13 protein-coding genes and 2 tRNA genes are annotated in these 13,083 nt (G+C 60.7%); 4 read left to right on the forward strand and 11 right to left on the reverse strand.

Going from position 1 to position 13,083, the window contains the following annotated elements:
* Window positions 1-118: 118 nt before the first annotated feature.
* The 7 genes from rplI to ACX9NZ_RS08295 form a co-directional block, all read right to left on the reverse strand.
* Window positions 119-643, reverse strand: a complete 525-nt coding sequence (gene rplI / locus ACX9NZ_RS08265) for a 50S ribosomal protein L9 (protein WP_118654073.1) — start codon at window positions 641-643, stop codon at window positions 119-121.
* Between the two features lie 11 nt (window positions 644-654).
* Window positions 655-921 (reverse strand): 30S ribosomal protein S18, encoded by a 267-nt coding sequence (gene rpsR / locus ACX9NZ_RS08270; RefSeq protein WP_006721901.1) that lies wholly within the window; start codon window positions 919-921, stop codon window positions 655-657.
* A 62-nt stretch (window positions 922-983) separates the two neighbouring features.
* Window positions 984-1,463 carry a single-stranded DNA-binding protein gene (locus tag ACX9NZ_RS08275; RefSeq protein ID WP_118654072.1) on the reverse strand — a complete coding sequence of 160 codons (480 nt, stop codon included), beginning with the start codon at window positions 1,461-1,463 and terminating at the stop codon, window positions 984-986.
* Window positions 1,464-1,518: 55 nt separating this feature from the next.
* On the reverse strand, window positions 1,519-1,812 hold the full coding sequence (gene rpsF / locus ACX9NZ_RS08280) for a 30S ribosomal protein S6 (protein WP_118654071.1): 294 nt from the start codon (window positions 1,810-1,812) through the stop codon (window positions 1,519-1,521).
* Between the two features lie 399 nt (window positions 1,813-2,211).
* On the reverse strand, window positions 2,212-3,471 hold the full coding sequence (locus tag ACX9NZ_RS08285) for a DUF4013 domain-containing protein (protein ID WP_118654070.1): 1,260 nt from the start codon (window positions 3,469-3,471) through the stop codon (window positions 2,212-2,214).
* Window positions 3,472-3,845: 374 nt separating this feature from the next.
* A tRNA-Ser gene (locus ACX9NZ_RS08290) sits at window positions 3,846-3,936 on the reverse strand.
* A gap of 53 nt (window positions 3,937-3,989) precedes the next feature.
* Window positions 3,990-4,080: transfer RNA gene (locus ACX9NZ_RS08295), tRNA-Ser, on the reverse strand.
* Window positions 4,081-4,800: 720 nt separating this feature from the next.
* On the opposite strand from ACX9NZ_RS08295, the gene ACX9NZ_RS08300 reads away from it, so the two are divergent.
* Window positions 4,801-5,655 (forward strand): trimeric intracellular cation channel family protein, encoded by an 855-nt coding sequence (locus tag ACX9NZ_RS08300; RefSeq protein ID WP_407496217.1) that lies wholly within the window; start codon window positions 4,801-4,803, stop codon window positions 5,653-5,655.
* A gap of 253 nt (window positions 5,656-5,908) precedes the next feature.
* On the opposite strand, the gene ACX9NZ_RS08305 is transcribed toward ACX9NZ_RS08300, so the two are convergent.
* On the reverse strand, window positions 5,909-6,805 hold the full coding sequence (locus ACX9NZ_RS08305) for an aldose 1-epimerase family protein (RefSeq protein WP_407496215.1): 897 nt from the start codon (window positions 6,803-6,805) through the stop codon (window positions 5,909-5,911).
* Between the two features lie 407 nt (window positions 6,806-7,212).
* Here ACX9NZ_RS08305 and ACX9NZ_RS08310 point away from each other — a divergent pair, with 407 nt between their 5' ends.
* From ACX9NZ_RS08310 to ACX9NZ_RS08320, 3 genes are read left to right on the forward strand one after another with little or no spacing between them, the layout of a single operon-like run.
* Complete coding sequence (locus ACX9NZ_RS08310) at window positions 7,213-7,689, forward strand: MarR family winged helix-turn-helix transcriptional regulator (RefSeq protein WP_118654067.1); 477 nt, start codon at window positions 7,213-7,215, stop codon at window positions 7,687-7,689.
* A complete protein-coding gene (locus tag ACX9NZ_RS08315; RefSeq protein ID WP_294159879.1) occupies window positions 7,682-9,445 on the forward strand; it encodes an ABC transporter ATP-binding protein in 1,764 nt (587 codons plus the stop codon). The genes ACX9NZ_RS08310 and ACX9NZ_RS08315 overlap by 8 nt, the downstream gene beginning before the upstream one ends.
* Window positions 9,438-11,357: an ABC transporter ATP-binding protein gene (locus tag ACX9NZ_RS08320; protein ID WP_407496212.1), complete on the forward strand. Its 1,920-nt coding sequence runs from the start codon at window positions 9,438-9,440 to the stop codon at window positions 11,355-11,357. Before ACX9NZ_RS08315 ends, ACX9NZ_RS08320 begins: the two co-directional genes overlap by 8 nt.
* 91 nt (window positions 11,358-11,448) lie before the next feature.
* Here ACX9NZ_RS08320 and ACX9NZ_RS08325 read toward each other — a convergent pair whose 3' ends face one another.
* The 3 genes from ACX9NZ_RS08325 to ccsA all read right to left on the reverse strand — a co-directional run bounded on the left by ACX9NZ_RS08325 (window position 11,449) and on the right by ccsA (window position 13,073).
* Window positions 11,449-11,817 (reverse strand): type II toxin-antitoxin system Phd/YefM family antitoxin, encoded by a 369-nt coding sequence (locus ACX9NZ_RS08325; protein ID WP_147352853.1) that lies wholly within the window; start codon window positions 11,815-11,817, stop codon window positions 11,449-11,451.
* Between the two features lie 182 nt (window positions 11,818-11,999).
* A complete protein-coding gene (locus ACX9NZ_RS08330; RefSeq protein WP_118654063.1) occupies window positions 12,000-12,191 on the reverse strand; it encodes a hypothetical protein in 192 nt (63 codons plus the stop codon).
* Window positions 12,192-13,073: a cytochrome c biogenesis protein CcsA gene (ccsA, locus tag ACX9NZ_RS08335; RefSeq protein ID WP_233546210.1), complete on the reverse strand. Its 882-nt coding sequence runs from the start codon at window positions 13,071-13,073 to the stop codon at window positions 12,192-12,194.
* Window positions 13,074-13,083: the final 10 nt, after the last annotated feature.

Consider the following 13,083-nt stretch of genomic DNA (forward strand, 5'->3'; position numbering starts at 1 on the left):
GGCGCCAGTGGATCACGTCCTCATTTGGCGCGCCCGCATCGGCCCAACAGCAAAATGGGGTCCCGCGCTTGGCACGGGACCCCATTCGAGTCGCTATATGCTATGCGTGCGGCACGTGCTACTCGGCGGCAGCCTCGGTCTCAACCTCGGCAGTCTCCTCGGCAACAACCTCAGCCTCGGCCTCGTCAGCCTCGGCCTCCTCAACGCCCACGAGGACGATGATGGAGGTGCGGATCTCGCGGTAAATGGAGATGGACACCTCGTGAGCGCCGGCAACCTTAATCGGCTTACCGAGCTCGATGCGCTTGCGGTCGACCTCGACGTCCAGCTGGGCCTTGATCGCGTCGGCGATCATGGCGGCGGTGACGGAACCGAAGAGGATGCCCTCCTCGCCGACCTTGGCATCGACGAGGACCTTCTGGCCCTCGAGCTTGGCCTTGAGAGCCTCAGCATCGGCAAGACGGACGGCTTCGCGCTTCTCGATATTCTTGCGGCGCTCCTCGAGCTGCTTGAGGTTACCCTTGGTAGCAGCAACGGCGAGCTTCTGCGGAATCAGGTAGTTCTCGGCATAACCCTGAGCGACGTCGATGATGTCGCCCTCGCCGCCCTTGCCCTTGATCTCGTCAAGCAGAACAACTTTCATGGGTACCCTCCCTACTTCTTCTCGCGAGGACCGCGGGTGGACACCACGGGCACGGCGTACGGCAGGAGAGCCATCTCGCGGGCGCGCTTGATGGCGTTCGCGATGTCGTGCTGATGCTGCGTGCAGGCGCCAGTGACGCGGCGCGGCTTGATCTTGCCGCGGTCGGTCATGTACTTGCGGAGGAGCTGAGTATCCTTGTAGTCGATATACTCAGTGCCCTCCTTACAGAACTGGCAGTACTTGCGACGCGGCTGACGGGCAGAATAATCATTAGCCATGTCTCAATACCTTTCGTGAACGACGGCTCGGCTTATGCCGTGCCGTCAACTACAAATCACCCCTAGAACGGGATGTCCTCATCGTAGACGTCGACCGCAGGGGGAACCGGAGCCGCCATGGGCGCCGGAGCCTGCTGCGGAGCGGACGCAGGAGCGTAGCCGCCCTGCTGACCGTAGGACGGGGCAGGCGCATAACCACCCGCATCGCCCTGCTGACCGCGGGACATGAACTCGATCTCATCGACGATGACCTCGAGCTTGCTGCGGCGCTGACCGTCACGCTCCCAAGAGCTGTAACGGAGCTTGCCCTCGATCGCGACCTTCGACCCCTTCGAGAGATAGCGCTTCACGGCCTCCGCGCGGGTGCCGAACATCGTGCAGTCCACGAAGTTCGGGTAGTCCTCCCACTCGCCCGTCTGAGGATTCCGGCGACGGTCGTTGACGGCCACGCCGAAGCTCAGGACCTGCGTGCCGCCAGAAGTAACGCGCAACTCGGGATCGCGGGTAAGATTACCGGAAATGTTGACTCGGTTGATGCTCATACGTGTTCACTACCTCTCATGCGGCGCATATGGGTGCCGCATCCATACAAATGACCTACTCCTGGTCGTCGCGACGGACGATCATGTGGCGGATCACGGCGTCGGTAATACGAAGCACGCGATCGAGCTCCGCGATGGAAGCCGGGTCTGCATGGAAGTTGATGAGGGTGTAGTCACCTTCGGTGAGCTTGTCGATCTCGTAAGCGAGCTTGCGCTTGCCCCACTCGTCGACGTTGTCAACCTTACCATTGCCCTCGGCGATCGTGGTGTCGATGCGCTTCATCACGGCGAGACGAGTCTCGGGATCGAGGTTGGGGTTAACGAAGAACAGCAGTTCATAAGCCTTCATGTGGTCACCTCCTCTGGACAAACGGCTTCGGGTCGTGAAGGTGCGCCCGAAGCAGGAAAAGACGTGCTAACTATAGCCGAGTCTGCACATCTTGCAAGGTGCCCCATCATCCACCCCATGACCTCCACAAATGCAAGAGCCTCTGCCCCGGCGCTCGCGTGTGTGATCCGCCATGGCACCAGCATGCCACGCCATCCCGACACAATTCTGCGTTTTGCAGCGCAAGCCCTGACCGCCCTTTCCGCATCATCCGACACGACCCACGCCCTCGCAGGTCATCGGCACGTCGACCCCGCCATGCAATGGCCCCCGTACGTGGGTTCTCCTCAGAACTACCACGCACGGGGGCTCACGTCGTCTTCACACGATGCACACAAGGTACCGGGTCTTTTCCGGACCTTATTTGTCCTCGGCCTCATCATCCGAGGTAATGGGGCCCAAAAGGATAGGCTCCTTAGAATCCTCCGCGCTCCCCTGCTCGGACTCGCCCGAGGAGTCGGTGCAACTTGCCGCATCGCTGGACGGGCAAGAGCCCTCCTCCGCGTCCAAGGGAACAACCGGATCGACGGGAATATCGGCATCCTCCGACAAGGGCGTAACCGGGTCAGCCTGCGGGGTCGACGGCTCTACAGGCGATGCGGCGGGCTCCTGCGCCGCATGGGCAGACGGCTCGGCGGGAACGGACGTGGACGGCTCGGTAACGAAATCGGTATTCGTCGCGCCTGCAGGGGTGACGGGGGGAACGGGAGCGGACTGCACGCCAGACGCGTAGCCATCCCGATGCGGCACGTCAGCAGGCAACGGATCGCCCGAAACACCCCAGCGGTCCACGTCAAAGCGGCAGAACCACTGTCCCATCGCGTTCATCGAAACCAGGCTCATTGCGGTGCTGATCACTCCGCCAATAAACGTGAGGGCGATGACGCACAGCAAGAACAGCAGCAGCGGACCAGCGCCGATCTGCAGCAGCCGTTCGAGAATGAAATGCCAACCGCTCATATAGGACCCCGAGATGCCCATGAATGCGGTGGCGCTCATGAGGCTGCCCACGGCAACCAGACCGCAAACAAGCGTGACGATGAACGCATAGGCGCCCGAGATAAGCCCACCTATGAACACGACGCCAAACGTATGTAGAAATCCGCCGAAATCGCGGCCGATCATCTGGAAGAGGCGGTCGAGACGCCAACCCGCGGAAAAGCTGTCGTACAACGTGGAACGAAGCGACGCCGCCTGCAAAAACGAACCCATAAGACCACTCGCGAAGATGGTGAACAACGAGAACGTCGCACCGGACGTTACGGCGAGCATCGTGCTCACCGCGTTGCCGCCCGTCAGGCCGGAGACGAGCAGATACAAAGATCCGGGGAACACGACCTGCAAAATCAGTGCCACCACGATTCCCATCGAAATCGTGACCAAAAACGCACGGCCGCCGGTGGAGAGCACCTTGCCGTAATCGACCCCGCGCTGCTTGGGTGCCGAGTCTACACCCCAAGCGGTGAGACGCGCCCATTCCATTCCATAGCCGAGCAAGGCAATCTGCCCCAAAATGGGAATCCAGCCCACCAACGTCAGCACCAGGACCGGCTTAAGCCAGCCCTTATCGCGCGTGAGCATATGCCATGAGGATACAAATCCCAGGTTTCGTGCGTTCATTCTGCCTCATCTCCATGTTGGACATCTTTTTCAAGATGCAGTGTATCCCGATGAACGCCCCCTGTACACGCGCGTGCACGGGATTAAGCAGGGCTTAAGACGAGCGCAAGTCAACCGTAAGGATCCTCGCGGGTTCGAATCCATGCAAGGTAAACGAAAAAGCGAGCCGCGCGGGCTCGCCTCTGGTTCGAAAATGGCGGAGGAGGAGGGATTCGCCGGGCGCTCCGCGCCCTCCCCTCGCTGCGCGCCTACGGCGCTTGCGGGCTACGCTGGAAAACGCTGCCGCGTTTCCTCAGCTCCGCCCCCTCACGGGTTCGAATCCACGCAGGGGATACGAAAAAGCGAGCCGCGCGGGCTCGCCTCTGTTTCGAAAATGGCGGAGGAGGAGGGATTCGAACCCTCGTACGGGGAGTACCCGTAAACGGTTTTCGAGACCGCCGCATTCAACCACTCTGCCACTCCTCCGTAAGAAGTGAAAACGGCACGTCACCCATATGGATGCGTGCCGCTGAAAGTTCTGGCGGAGAGTCAGGGATTTGAACCCTGGAGACGCTTTTGGCGCCTACACGATTTCCAATCGTGCTCCTTCGGCCACTCGGACAACTCTCCGTGAATGCAGGGGCTATTGTACCGTACTTTCCCACGCGCGCAAGTGAAATTGTGAGAAAGATTGCCAAACCCGGCGGGCCTCTTGATTTCCAACTTCAGCGAAACACTTAGCACACTCAGCGCAACACGTTTCGATAAGCGCGGGAAGACGGTGACCATGGCGGGAATCCGCAGAGACCCAGCGGGTCGATAGAGCCCTGTCGCCCATCACCCCCCCCCGTTAGGTGCCCATCGCCCCTCCGCAAGTGCCGTCAGGGCTGCGGGCACCCGTCAACGCCAGCAGGCTCCCGTCACCGCCCGGGCCCAAGCACCCATCGCGTGCCCCATCTGGCGCCTTGGCCTCTCTCGGCAGCTCGGGTCCTTGGGTAGCTCGAGTCCCATCTGGCCCCCTGGGCAGCCCGAGCTCCGCACTTTGTGAGAAAAGACGGGTTTGAAATGAACGCATCATTTCAAACCCATGATAAATCACATTACCATGCCCCTTTATGTGAGGAATCGTGGGTTTGAAACTCCCATTCTGTTTCAAACCCACGATTCCTCACATCCAAAACGGACCCCGGCCGCGCAGACCAAATATCGATGCGTACTTCGCCCCGCGCCATACCTCGGCTAAGATTGATAGGCGCAGGCACCGCTGCGCATCGAAGGCGCGGGCGTCGGCGCGCAGGGCAAGTGCACTGCAGGCTCGCATCGCAGGCGCATCGTGAAGGGAGACCAGCCATGAGTCCAGCCGTCTTGGCAGTTACTGCACACGCTGCCAACGCGATGGCCTTGGGCGAAGAGATGGTCCCGATCCCCATTGCGTTCGAAATGGTCGCCGTCATCGTGGCGGCGGCGTCTGGTGTGCTCGCCGCGCGCGAAAACAAGCTCGACCTCATCGGCGCCATCGGCCTCGCCGTGCTTGTGTCGCTGGGCGGTGGCTTGACCCGCGATGTCATTCTTCAGGAGCACAACGTCTACATCCTGCAGCAACCCCTCGCCCTGCCGGTATCCATCGGCACCGCGGCGGCCGTCTTCGCCTTTCCCTGGATGGTCGAAAAGCCCGACCGGCTTATCTCCGTTCTCGACATCTTCGCCGTCGGCCTGTTCGCCGTCATGGGTGCCGACAAAACAATGGCATACGGCTACCCGCCCATCACCTGCGTGATGATGGGCTTCATCACCGCCGTGGGCGGCGGCATGCTGCGCGATATATGCCTTGCGCGCGTACCCTATATCTTCCGGCGCAGCAACCTGTACGCCATGGCGGCAATCGCCGGCGCCATCACCTATATGGTTCTCATCGAAAGCCTGGGAATGTGGAACATCGCTGCTGCGTTCATCAGCGTCGCGCTCACGATGTTCATCCGTTGGTGGTCCATCCGGTTCAACATCATGAGCCCCACGGAATTCGATCCGCACAAGATGCCCGAACCTGTCAAGAAAGTTGCCCGCCCTGTGGTTCGGCCCATCCAACGCGCCGGGCGGCGCATAAGCGCCAAGATGTCCCACGAGGCCGAACACGCACGAACCCGGCCGCGTGACGGGTCGGACTTGAAGCGCGGTGGCTCCGCGAGGAACCGGAGATCTCAGTAGCGAGGAACCGGAGATCTCAGTAATTAGATAGGGTGCTTTTACTGAAAGGGAATTTTGCAGCACAACGCTTCAAGCTCCGACGTGCGCAGCTGAGCCACGCCACGCCTCGCACGAAAATGGCCCCACGCACGGCGGGCCGCCGCCCCGTGGCAACGACCCGCCCATCGGCACGCTCTCTCATGCGGCACAAAGCTTGTCCCAGTTCACGCTCGGCGCACGCGATTTGCCCGAGTATACGCGATCGGTCCGAGCATTAAAGCGCGGTCATGCTAAAGCTGTACTCCGCGGTCTTGCCGGGCGCCAGGATCGTGATGTCGCGCTTATGCTCAAGTACGTCGTCCTCGCTCGTGAGCGTGGCATGGCCGGTCCAAGGCTCCAGCGCGATGAACGGCGAGTTGCCCTCTTGGGCGGACCACAGACCAATGTACTTGAAGTCGGCGAAGTCGACACGCATGCCGCGACCGCTCTTGGTGCCGCGCAGCGTGAGCGTTCCGCCGGGGACATCGGTGAGCATAACGGCATCGTGCGCGAACAGGCTCCGCGTAACCGGCAGCACGTCCGAATTTTCGACTGGGACGAAGGACTCATCGAAGGTGAGGAGGCCGCCCTCGGCGATGCGAGGTGCGGTGCACGTCCAGGGCTCGGCGAACTCGAAAACGTAATCCTCGAAGTCCTCGCTCTCGGCGCCCGGCGCGGGAACGTTAAACGCGGGGTGGCCGCCAACGGAGAACGGCAGATCAACGTCACCGGTGTTGGTGACGGTGAACGTCTGTGTCAGCGTGGCATCGCCCGTGATTGCGTAGGTCATGTTGAGCTTGAAGTGATATGGGTAGGCCTTGAGAGTCTCGGGGGTGTCGCGGTACTCGAACGTCACCGCATACCCATCCTCAGCCATGCCGACGACGGCGTGCTCCGCGGTGCGGGCGAGGCCGTGGCGTTCCATGCGGCAGGCGCCCTCTGAGCACGTTGCCTCCCCGCCACGGATGGAGCCCACGATGGGAAACAGCACCGGTGCGTGCTTGCCCCAAAACGTTGGATCAGCCTGCCACAGATACTCCCTGTCATCTACGACGAAGCTTGTGAGCTCGGCGCCCATGGATGATATCTGAGCGGTGACGTTGCCTTTGGCAATGGTGGTGACAGTCGACATGGCAGGACCTTTCAATCGAGGGCGAAGCGGCGCACATGGCAACCCCGCCAGGCTGGCGCCTCCAATCGGGCGCCGTTGCATCCATTATCCCCGTTTTTCGCTCTGCGAAGCCCCTTTACGGAGCCCGGTGCCCCACCATCGAAAGTCTGTCGCAGTTTTGCGCGAATTCCCAAGCATTCATAGCCGTAGAACCTCTTCTACCTGCGTGTTTGCGAGTCTAATCAATCGGCCGCTCAGCGGGGAGTCAAAATGCGGCAAAACCTCAAGCTTGACGGAATGCTTCTAAAACGGGTTGTGCACGAACCAAAAATTAATTCGGTTCCTGATTATTTGGTACCTTGACTGTTGTTCGCAAGAGTCCTAATCTCTACACGGCCAAACAACAATGACATATATGGGAGGTGGAGATGACAGACCATGAGTACCACGAGGCGCTTGACGCGAGCGCCCCGGCGGAGACTGACGAGGACATTGCCCGTGCCAAGCGCATCCTGCAGGGCCTGGGTTTCTGCGGGCACTATATGCACTTTCACGGCGGTGGGCGATCGGGGCAGGTGCCCATCCTGTGCATGCTCGACCGCTGTGGGGGCCGACTCTCGCAGCAGGAACTCGGATCTCGCTTTGAGATCAAGCCCGGCTCGTTGTCGGAGATCCTATCCAAAATGGAGTGTGCGAGGCTCATTGAGCGTACGCGCGACACCAAGGACCGCCGTCAGCTTTTCGTGCACCTCACGCAGGCGGGTCGGGAGCTCGCCCAGCACGAGCACGACAAGCGGGAGGCCTTCAGACGCGCCGCGTTCTCGGCACTCACCGTCGAAGAGCAAGAACAACTCGCCGAAATGCTCGAGAAGATCCGTGTGACCTGGGAGGAGTTAGATGGTTAATACGCTTGCTGCATCCATTCGAAACTACAAGTGGCCCACAATCGCCACGCCAATCTTGGTGTTGTTCGAGGTCGCCTGCGAGATGGCGATCCCCTTTGTGACTGCCAACCTCATCGACGTCATCAAAGACGGCGCAACGGTCGCCGAGATCCTGCCCACGGCCGGGGTCCTCGTCGTCATCGCTCTCATATCGCTGCTGTTCGGTGCCGCTGCGGGCATTACCTGTAGCTACGCGAGCTGTGGATTCGCCAAGAACCTCCGTCACGACCTCTTCTACAAGATCCAGACGTTCTCGTTCGCCAACATCGACCGCTTCTCCAGCTCCTCGCTGGTCACACGCCTCACCACCGACGTCACCAACGTCCAGCAGGCGTTCATGCTCATCATCCGCATCGCCGTCCGTGCGCCGCTCGTGCTGGTCTTCGCGTTCGCGATGGCTTACGCCATGGGCGGTTCCATCTCCTTCGTGTATCTCGCCATGATTCCGCTGCTCGGTGGCGGTCTTGGTTTCATCATCCACAAGGTCGGCCCCATTTTCACCCGCGTGTTTCACAAGTACGACGCGCTCAACGAATCGGTCGAGGAGAACGTCACCGGCATGCGCGTGGTAAAGAGCTACGTGCGCGAAGACTACGAGAAGCAGAAGTTCGCGCACGCCGCGCAGGACGTCTGCGCCGACTTCACCCGCGCCGAAAAGCTTCTGGCTTTCAACAACCCGATGATGAACCTGTGCGTCAACGGCGCATTCGTCCTCATCATCTTCCTCGGGTCCAAGCTCATCATCACGAGCCAGGGCGAGCTATTCGACGTCGGCCAGCTCTCGTCCACCTTCACCTACGGCTTCCAGATTCTCATGAGCCTCATGCAGCTCTCCATGATCTTCGTCATGGTGACCATGGCCGAGGAAAGCGCCAATCGTATCGTCGAGGTGCTTCACGACGAGCCCACCATCGCCAATCCGAACGAACCCATTTATGAGGTCGCGGACGGCTCCATCGACTTCGACAACGTGAGCTTCAAGTATTCCGAGCATGCCGAGCGGCAGGCGCTCGATGGCATCGATCTTCACATCGCCAGCGGCGAGACCATCGGCATCATCGGCGGTACCGGATCCGCGAAGTCCACGCTCGTCAACCTCATCGCACGCCTATACGACGTCACCGAGGGCACGGTCCGTGTGGGTGGGCGTGACGTTCGCGACTACGACCTCGACTCCCTGCGTCATCAGGTCGCCATGGTTCTGCAGAAGAACGTGCTCTTTAGCGGCACCATCGCCGACAATCTGCGCTGGGGCGATCCCGATGCCACCGACGATGAGGTCCGAGAGGCGGCACACCTGGCCTGTGCCGACGAGTTCGTCGACGGCTTCCCCAAGGGCTACGATACGTGGATCGAGCAGGGGGGCTCCAACGTCTCCGGTGGCCAGAAGCAACGCCTCTGCATTGCGCGCGCCCTGCTCCGCCGCCCCAAGATCTTGATTCTCGACGACTCCACGAGCGCCGTCGACACCAAGACGGACGCCAAGATCCGCGCCGGTCTGGCCGAATACCTGCCCGAGACAACCAAGCTCATCATCGCGCAGCGCATTACGAGTGTGCAGGACGCCGACCGCATCATCGTCATGGAGGGCGGCCGCATCGCCAGCATCGGTACGCACGACGAGCTCATGGAGAGCTCCGAGATCTACCGCGAGACATTCGTCTCTCAAAACAAGATGAGCGAGGAGGCTCAGGAAGGAGGTGAGGCGCATGAGTAAGGCAACCACCGCAGCTCGCGCAAAGAATCGCCGCCCCGGAACGCTCAAACGTCTCGTCAAGATGCTGTTCTCGTTCTACCCCGTCCTGTTGCCGTTGGTCATGGCCGGCGTACTCCTATGCGGCCTCATCAACTCAGTTGGCTCGCTCTTCCTGCAAAAAGCCCTCGAAGTCATCTCGTCCTCTTGGCAGACGGGTGACTGGGCGGCGGCACAGCCCAAGATTGTGGGCCTCGTGACCGCCCTCGCCATTATCTACCTCATAGGCAACCTCTCCTCCCTGTTCTGGAATCGCTACATGGCCGTCATCACGCAGGGCTCTCTCGAGAAGCTCCGTGAAAAGATGTTCAATCGCATGCAGGACCTTCCCATCAGGTATTTCGACACCAACCAGCGCGGCGACATCATGTCGCACTACACCAACGACATCGACACGCTGCGCCAGATGATCTCGCAGTCCCTTCCCAACCTCCTACAAACCGTCATCGTGCTCGCCACCGTCTTGTTCATCATGTTCTACTTCTCGGCATGGATGGGCTTGGTGATCATCGCCGGTGTAGCCGTCATGACGTTCCTCACCAAGCTGCTCGGCTCCAACTCCGCGCGCTTCTTCATCGCGCAGCAAACCGAGCTCGGCGTTGTTGAGGGACACATCGAGGAAGTCATGAACGGCCAGAAGGTCGTCAAGGCGTTTTGCCACGAACATGCGGCGGAGGAGGACTTCGACGAGCGCAACGAGAAGCTCTTCGAGGTCTCGCAGAAGGCCAACATGTTCGCCAACATCCTCATGCCCATCCTGATGAACCTCGGCAACCTCATCTATGTCGTGGTTGCGCTTGCCGGTGGCGTCTTTTTGGCGCTCGGCGTGCCCAACCTCTCCTTCTCCGGCCTTCCGCTGTCCATCGCCGTGGTGGCTCCCTTCCTCAATATGACAAAACAGTTCTGCGGCCAGATTGGACAGGTCTCCCAGCAAATCAACGCCGTGGTCATGGGTCTCGCCGGAGCGGACCGCATCTTTGAGCTGCTCGACCAGGAGCCGGAGGTTGACGAGGGGTACGTGACGCTTGTCAACGCCCAGGTCAACCCCAGCACCTGGGAGATCGAAGAGGCTGATCACCGCACGGGCCTCTGGGCGTGGAAGCATCCGCACAAGGCCGACGGCACCGTGACGTACGTTCCGCTGCGCGGCGACGTCCGCATGGTCGATGTCGACTTTGGCTACACCCCCGACCATGAGGTTCTGCACGGCGTCTCGGTCTACGCCAAACCCGGTCAGAAAGTGGCGTTTGTCGGTGCTACGGGCGCAGGCAAGACCACGATCACCAACCTCATCAATCGCTTCTACGACATCGCGGACGGCAAGATCCGATACGACGGCATCAACGTGAACAAGATCAAGAAGGCAGACCTTCGCCGATCCCTGGGCGTGGTGCTCCAAGACGTCAACCTGTTCACCGGCACCGTCATGGACAACATCCGGTACGGCAAGCTCGATGCGACCGACGAGGAGTGCATCAAGGCAGCCGAGCTCGCAGGTGCCGACGACTTCATCCGCCGCCTGCCCGATGGCTACAGCACCATGCTTACCGGCAACGGTTCGCAGCTCAGCCAGGGCCAACGCCAGCTCGTCTCCATCGCCCGTGCCGCCGTCGCCGATCCGCCCGCGATGATTCTCGATGAGGCGACGAGCTCCATCGACACGCGCACCGAGGCGATTGTCCAGCGCGGCATGGATGCCCTTATGCAGGGACGCACCACGTTCGTCATCGCGCACCGACTCTCGACGGTCCGCAACTCCGATGTGATCATCTGCCTCGACCACGGTCGCGTAATCGAACGCGGCACGCATGATGAGCTCATCGCCAAGAAGGGTTACTACTACCAGCTCTACACCGGCGCATTCGAACTCGAATAGCGGACAAGCCCCCGCATCTTTGCCCAATCCCTCGCCTCGCCCACCCGAACCGCGCTTTGCGGGTACGGGTGGGCGAAGTTTTTGCGTGTGGCTACACCGTCGACATGAAATCGGCGGCAAGGGGTCGTATCTCGAACCAGGGGATGCCGTTTCTCACCACGGTGATCGTCTCCCCCGTACTGTTGGCATACGCCGCCAACCTGCTTAGATGCGTCTTTGCCGCTCGCATGGGAACACGGCCCTCATCGCGCAGCCATCTGCCGAGCGGTACTCCGCACCAACTGTCCCCACCCGCCTGCTCATCGCTCACCGAATCGATGAGTGCTTGTTCCAAAAAGCCCCGCGGTCCCGCATTTGGATCCGCCTTCACGCACAACCCGGTCATCTCGTCCTCCTTCTCTGTGTGGAGCACGAGCGTATCAGGCGCTTCCGACCAGTTCTCCAACGGCTTCTCACGCATGGCTTGCACCTGAGTCCGCATGTTCTGACACCCCAGCTCAGCACCCCTACCTTCGTTCACAAGGGCATCGTAAGGCACACGCATCTTCACGTGATATACGGAAAACGACCCTTGACAGCCACCTGCCAAGGGCCGTTTTGGCTTTATAGGGGTTTAAGCTTTCGCAGAAGAAGGAATGTGCCCTATCGGGACTCCCGTTCCCGCTCCTCGAGCGCGCGCCTGAGCGCTTCGATGTCGGCCTCCGTGCGCTTTGATTTGCGCCACAAGGAGAGTACGAACACAAACAACGCCAGCAAGATGCCCACATACGCAGCCAAGACAAAGGGCGCCGCAGGCAAAACAGTCGAATAGACCTCGGAAAGAATCGGATCCATTTAGCCCTCCTCAGGCTCGTTGGTTGCGGGAGAAACGACCGCGGCGCAGCTGGCGCCATCGCGGCCATCGGCAACGACGGTCGCGGCCTTTGTCCGCAGGCGCTCAAGCGCCTCGGCGGCGGCCGCACGGGACGCGGCGGAATCGAAATCCTCAAGGCGCCGCTTGAGCTCCTCAACCTCATCGGCGGCGGCATTCACCCGCAGCGCATAGCGATACAGAGCAAACGCGACCATGAGCACACCCGCCATACCCAGCAAAAACGGAATGAGCATAAGCGGCGGCAGACCAGAATCCGTCCTGAACACCACCGGATGCACCGAGCTCGGCACCAAGCGCGTGATGAGGAACGAAATGGGCGCATCCACAAACGAGACAACGCAAAACACTGCGGCGAAGCGTGCGATCTTCTCGGGATCATCGAGCGCGTTGCGCAGCACAAAGTACCCAATCACCAGCAGCATCAGGATGAAGTACGTAGTGAGTCGAGGCTCCCACACCCACCAGACGCCCCACTCGAAGCGCGTCCAAAGATCGCCCGAGATCATGGTTGCCACGATGAACACAAGCGTGACCTGCATGGCGGTGCGCGAGCGCACATCGCGCGCACGGTCCTTGGTCACAAGGAACCGCAGGGCGTGGTAAGCCGCCACCCCCATGAACACGAACGAGGCAATCGCAACGGGAACATGCAAGTAGAAGATCTTTTGGCTCAGCAGCAACTTGGTGGTGACCATTTGCCCCGCAATCACCACGGATTCGGACAGTCGCGCACCCTGCACGAGCGGCGCCAAGGTGAACGTCCATACCACGTCAGTCGCGATGAGCAGCGCGCCCAGCACGAGCAGGGCGGGCACCATTGCATTAGATTTCTTCAAGGTCACAAGACCCCCT

The organism is Collinsella sp. BM28, assembly GCF_054551995.1.

Coding starts and splice junctions, on each gene's coding strand:
- ACX9NZ_RS08320 (WP_407496212.1), top strand. CDS start 9,438: ATGAGTAAGGCAACCACCGCAGCTCGCGCAAAGAATCGCCGCCCCGGA.
- rpsR (WP_006721901.1), bottom strand. CDS start 921: ATGGCTAATGATTATTCTGCCCGTCAGCCGCGTCGCAAGTACTGCCAG.
- ACX9NZ_RS08315 (WP_294159879.1), top strand. CDS start 7,682: ATGGTTAATACGCTTGCTGCATCCATTCGAAACTACAAGTGGCCCACA.
- ACX9NZ_RS08275 (WP_118654072.1), bottom strand. CDS start 1,463: ATGAGCATCAACCGAGTCAACATTTCCGGTAATCTTACCCGCGATCCC.
- ACX9NZ_RS08305 (WP_407496215.1), bottom strand. CDS start 6,805: ATGTCGACTGTCACCACCATTGCCAAAGGCAACGTCACCGCTCAGATA.
- ACX9NZ_RS08285 (WP_118654070.1), bottom strand. CDS start 3,471: ATGAACGCACGAAACCTGGGATTTGTATCCTCATGGCATATGCTCACG.
- ACX9NZ_RS08310 (WP_118654067.1), top strand. CDS start 7,213: ATGACAGACCATGAGTACCACGAGGCGCTTGACGCGAGCGCCCCGGCG.
- rplI (WP_118654073.1), bottom strand. CDS start 643: ATGAAAGTTGTTCTGCTTGACGAGATCAAGGGCAAGGGCGGCGAGGGC.
- ACX9NZ_RS08300 (WP_407496217.1), top strand. CDS start 4,801: ATGAGTCCAGCCGTCTTGGCAGTTACTGCACACGCTGCCAACGCGATG.
- rpsF (WP_118654071.1), bottom strand. CDS start 1,812: ATGAAGGCTTATGAACTGCTGTTCTTCGTTAACCCCAACCTCGATCCC.
- ACX9NZ_RS08325 (WP_147352853.1), bottom strand. CDS start 11,817: ATGCGTGAGAAGCCGTTGGAGAACTGGTCGGAAGCGCCTGATACGCTC.
- ACX9NZ_RS08330 (WP_118654063.1), bottom strand. CDS start 12,191: ATGGATCCGATTCTTTCCGAGGTCTATTCGACTGTTTTGCCTGCGGCG.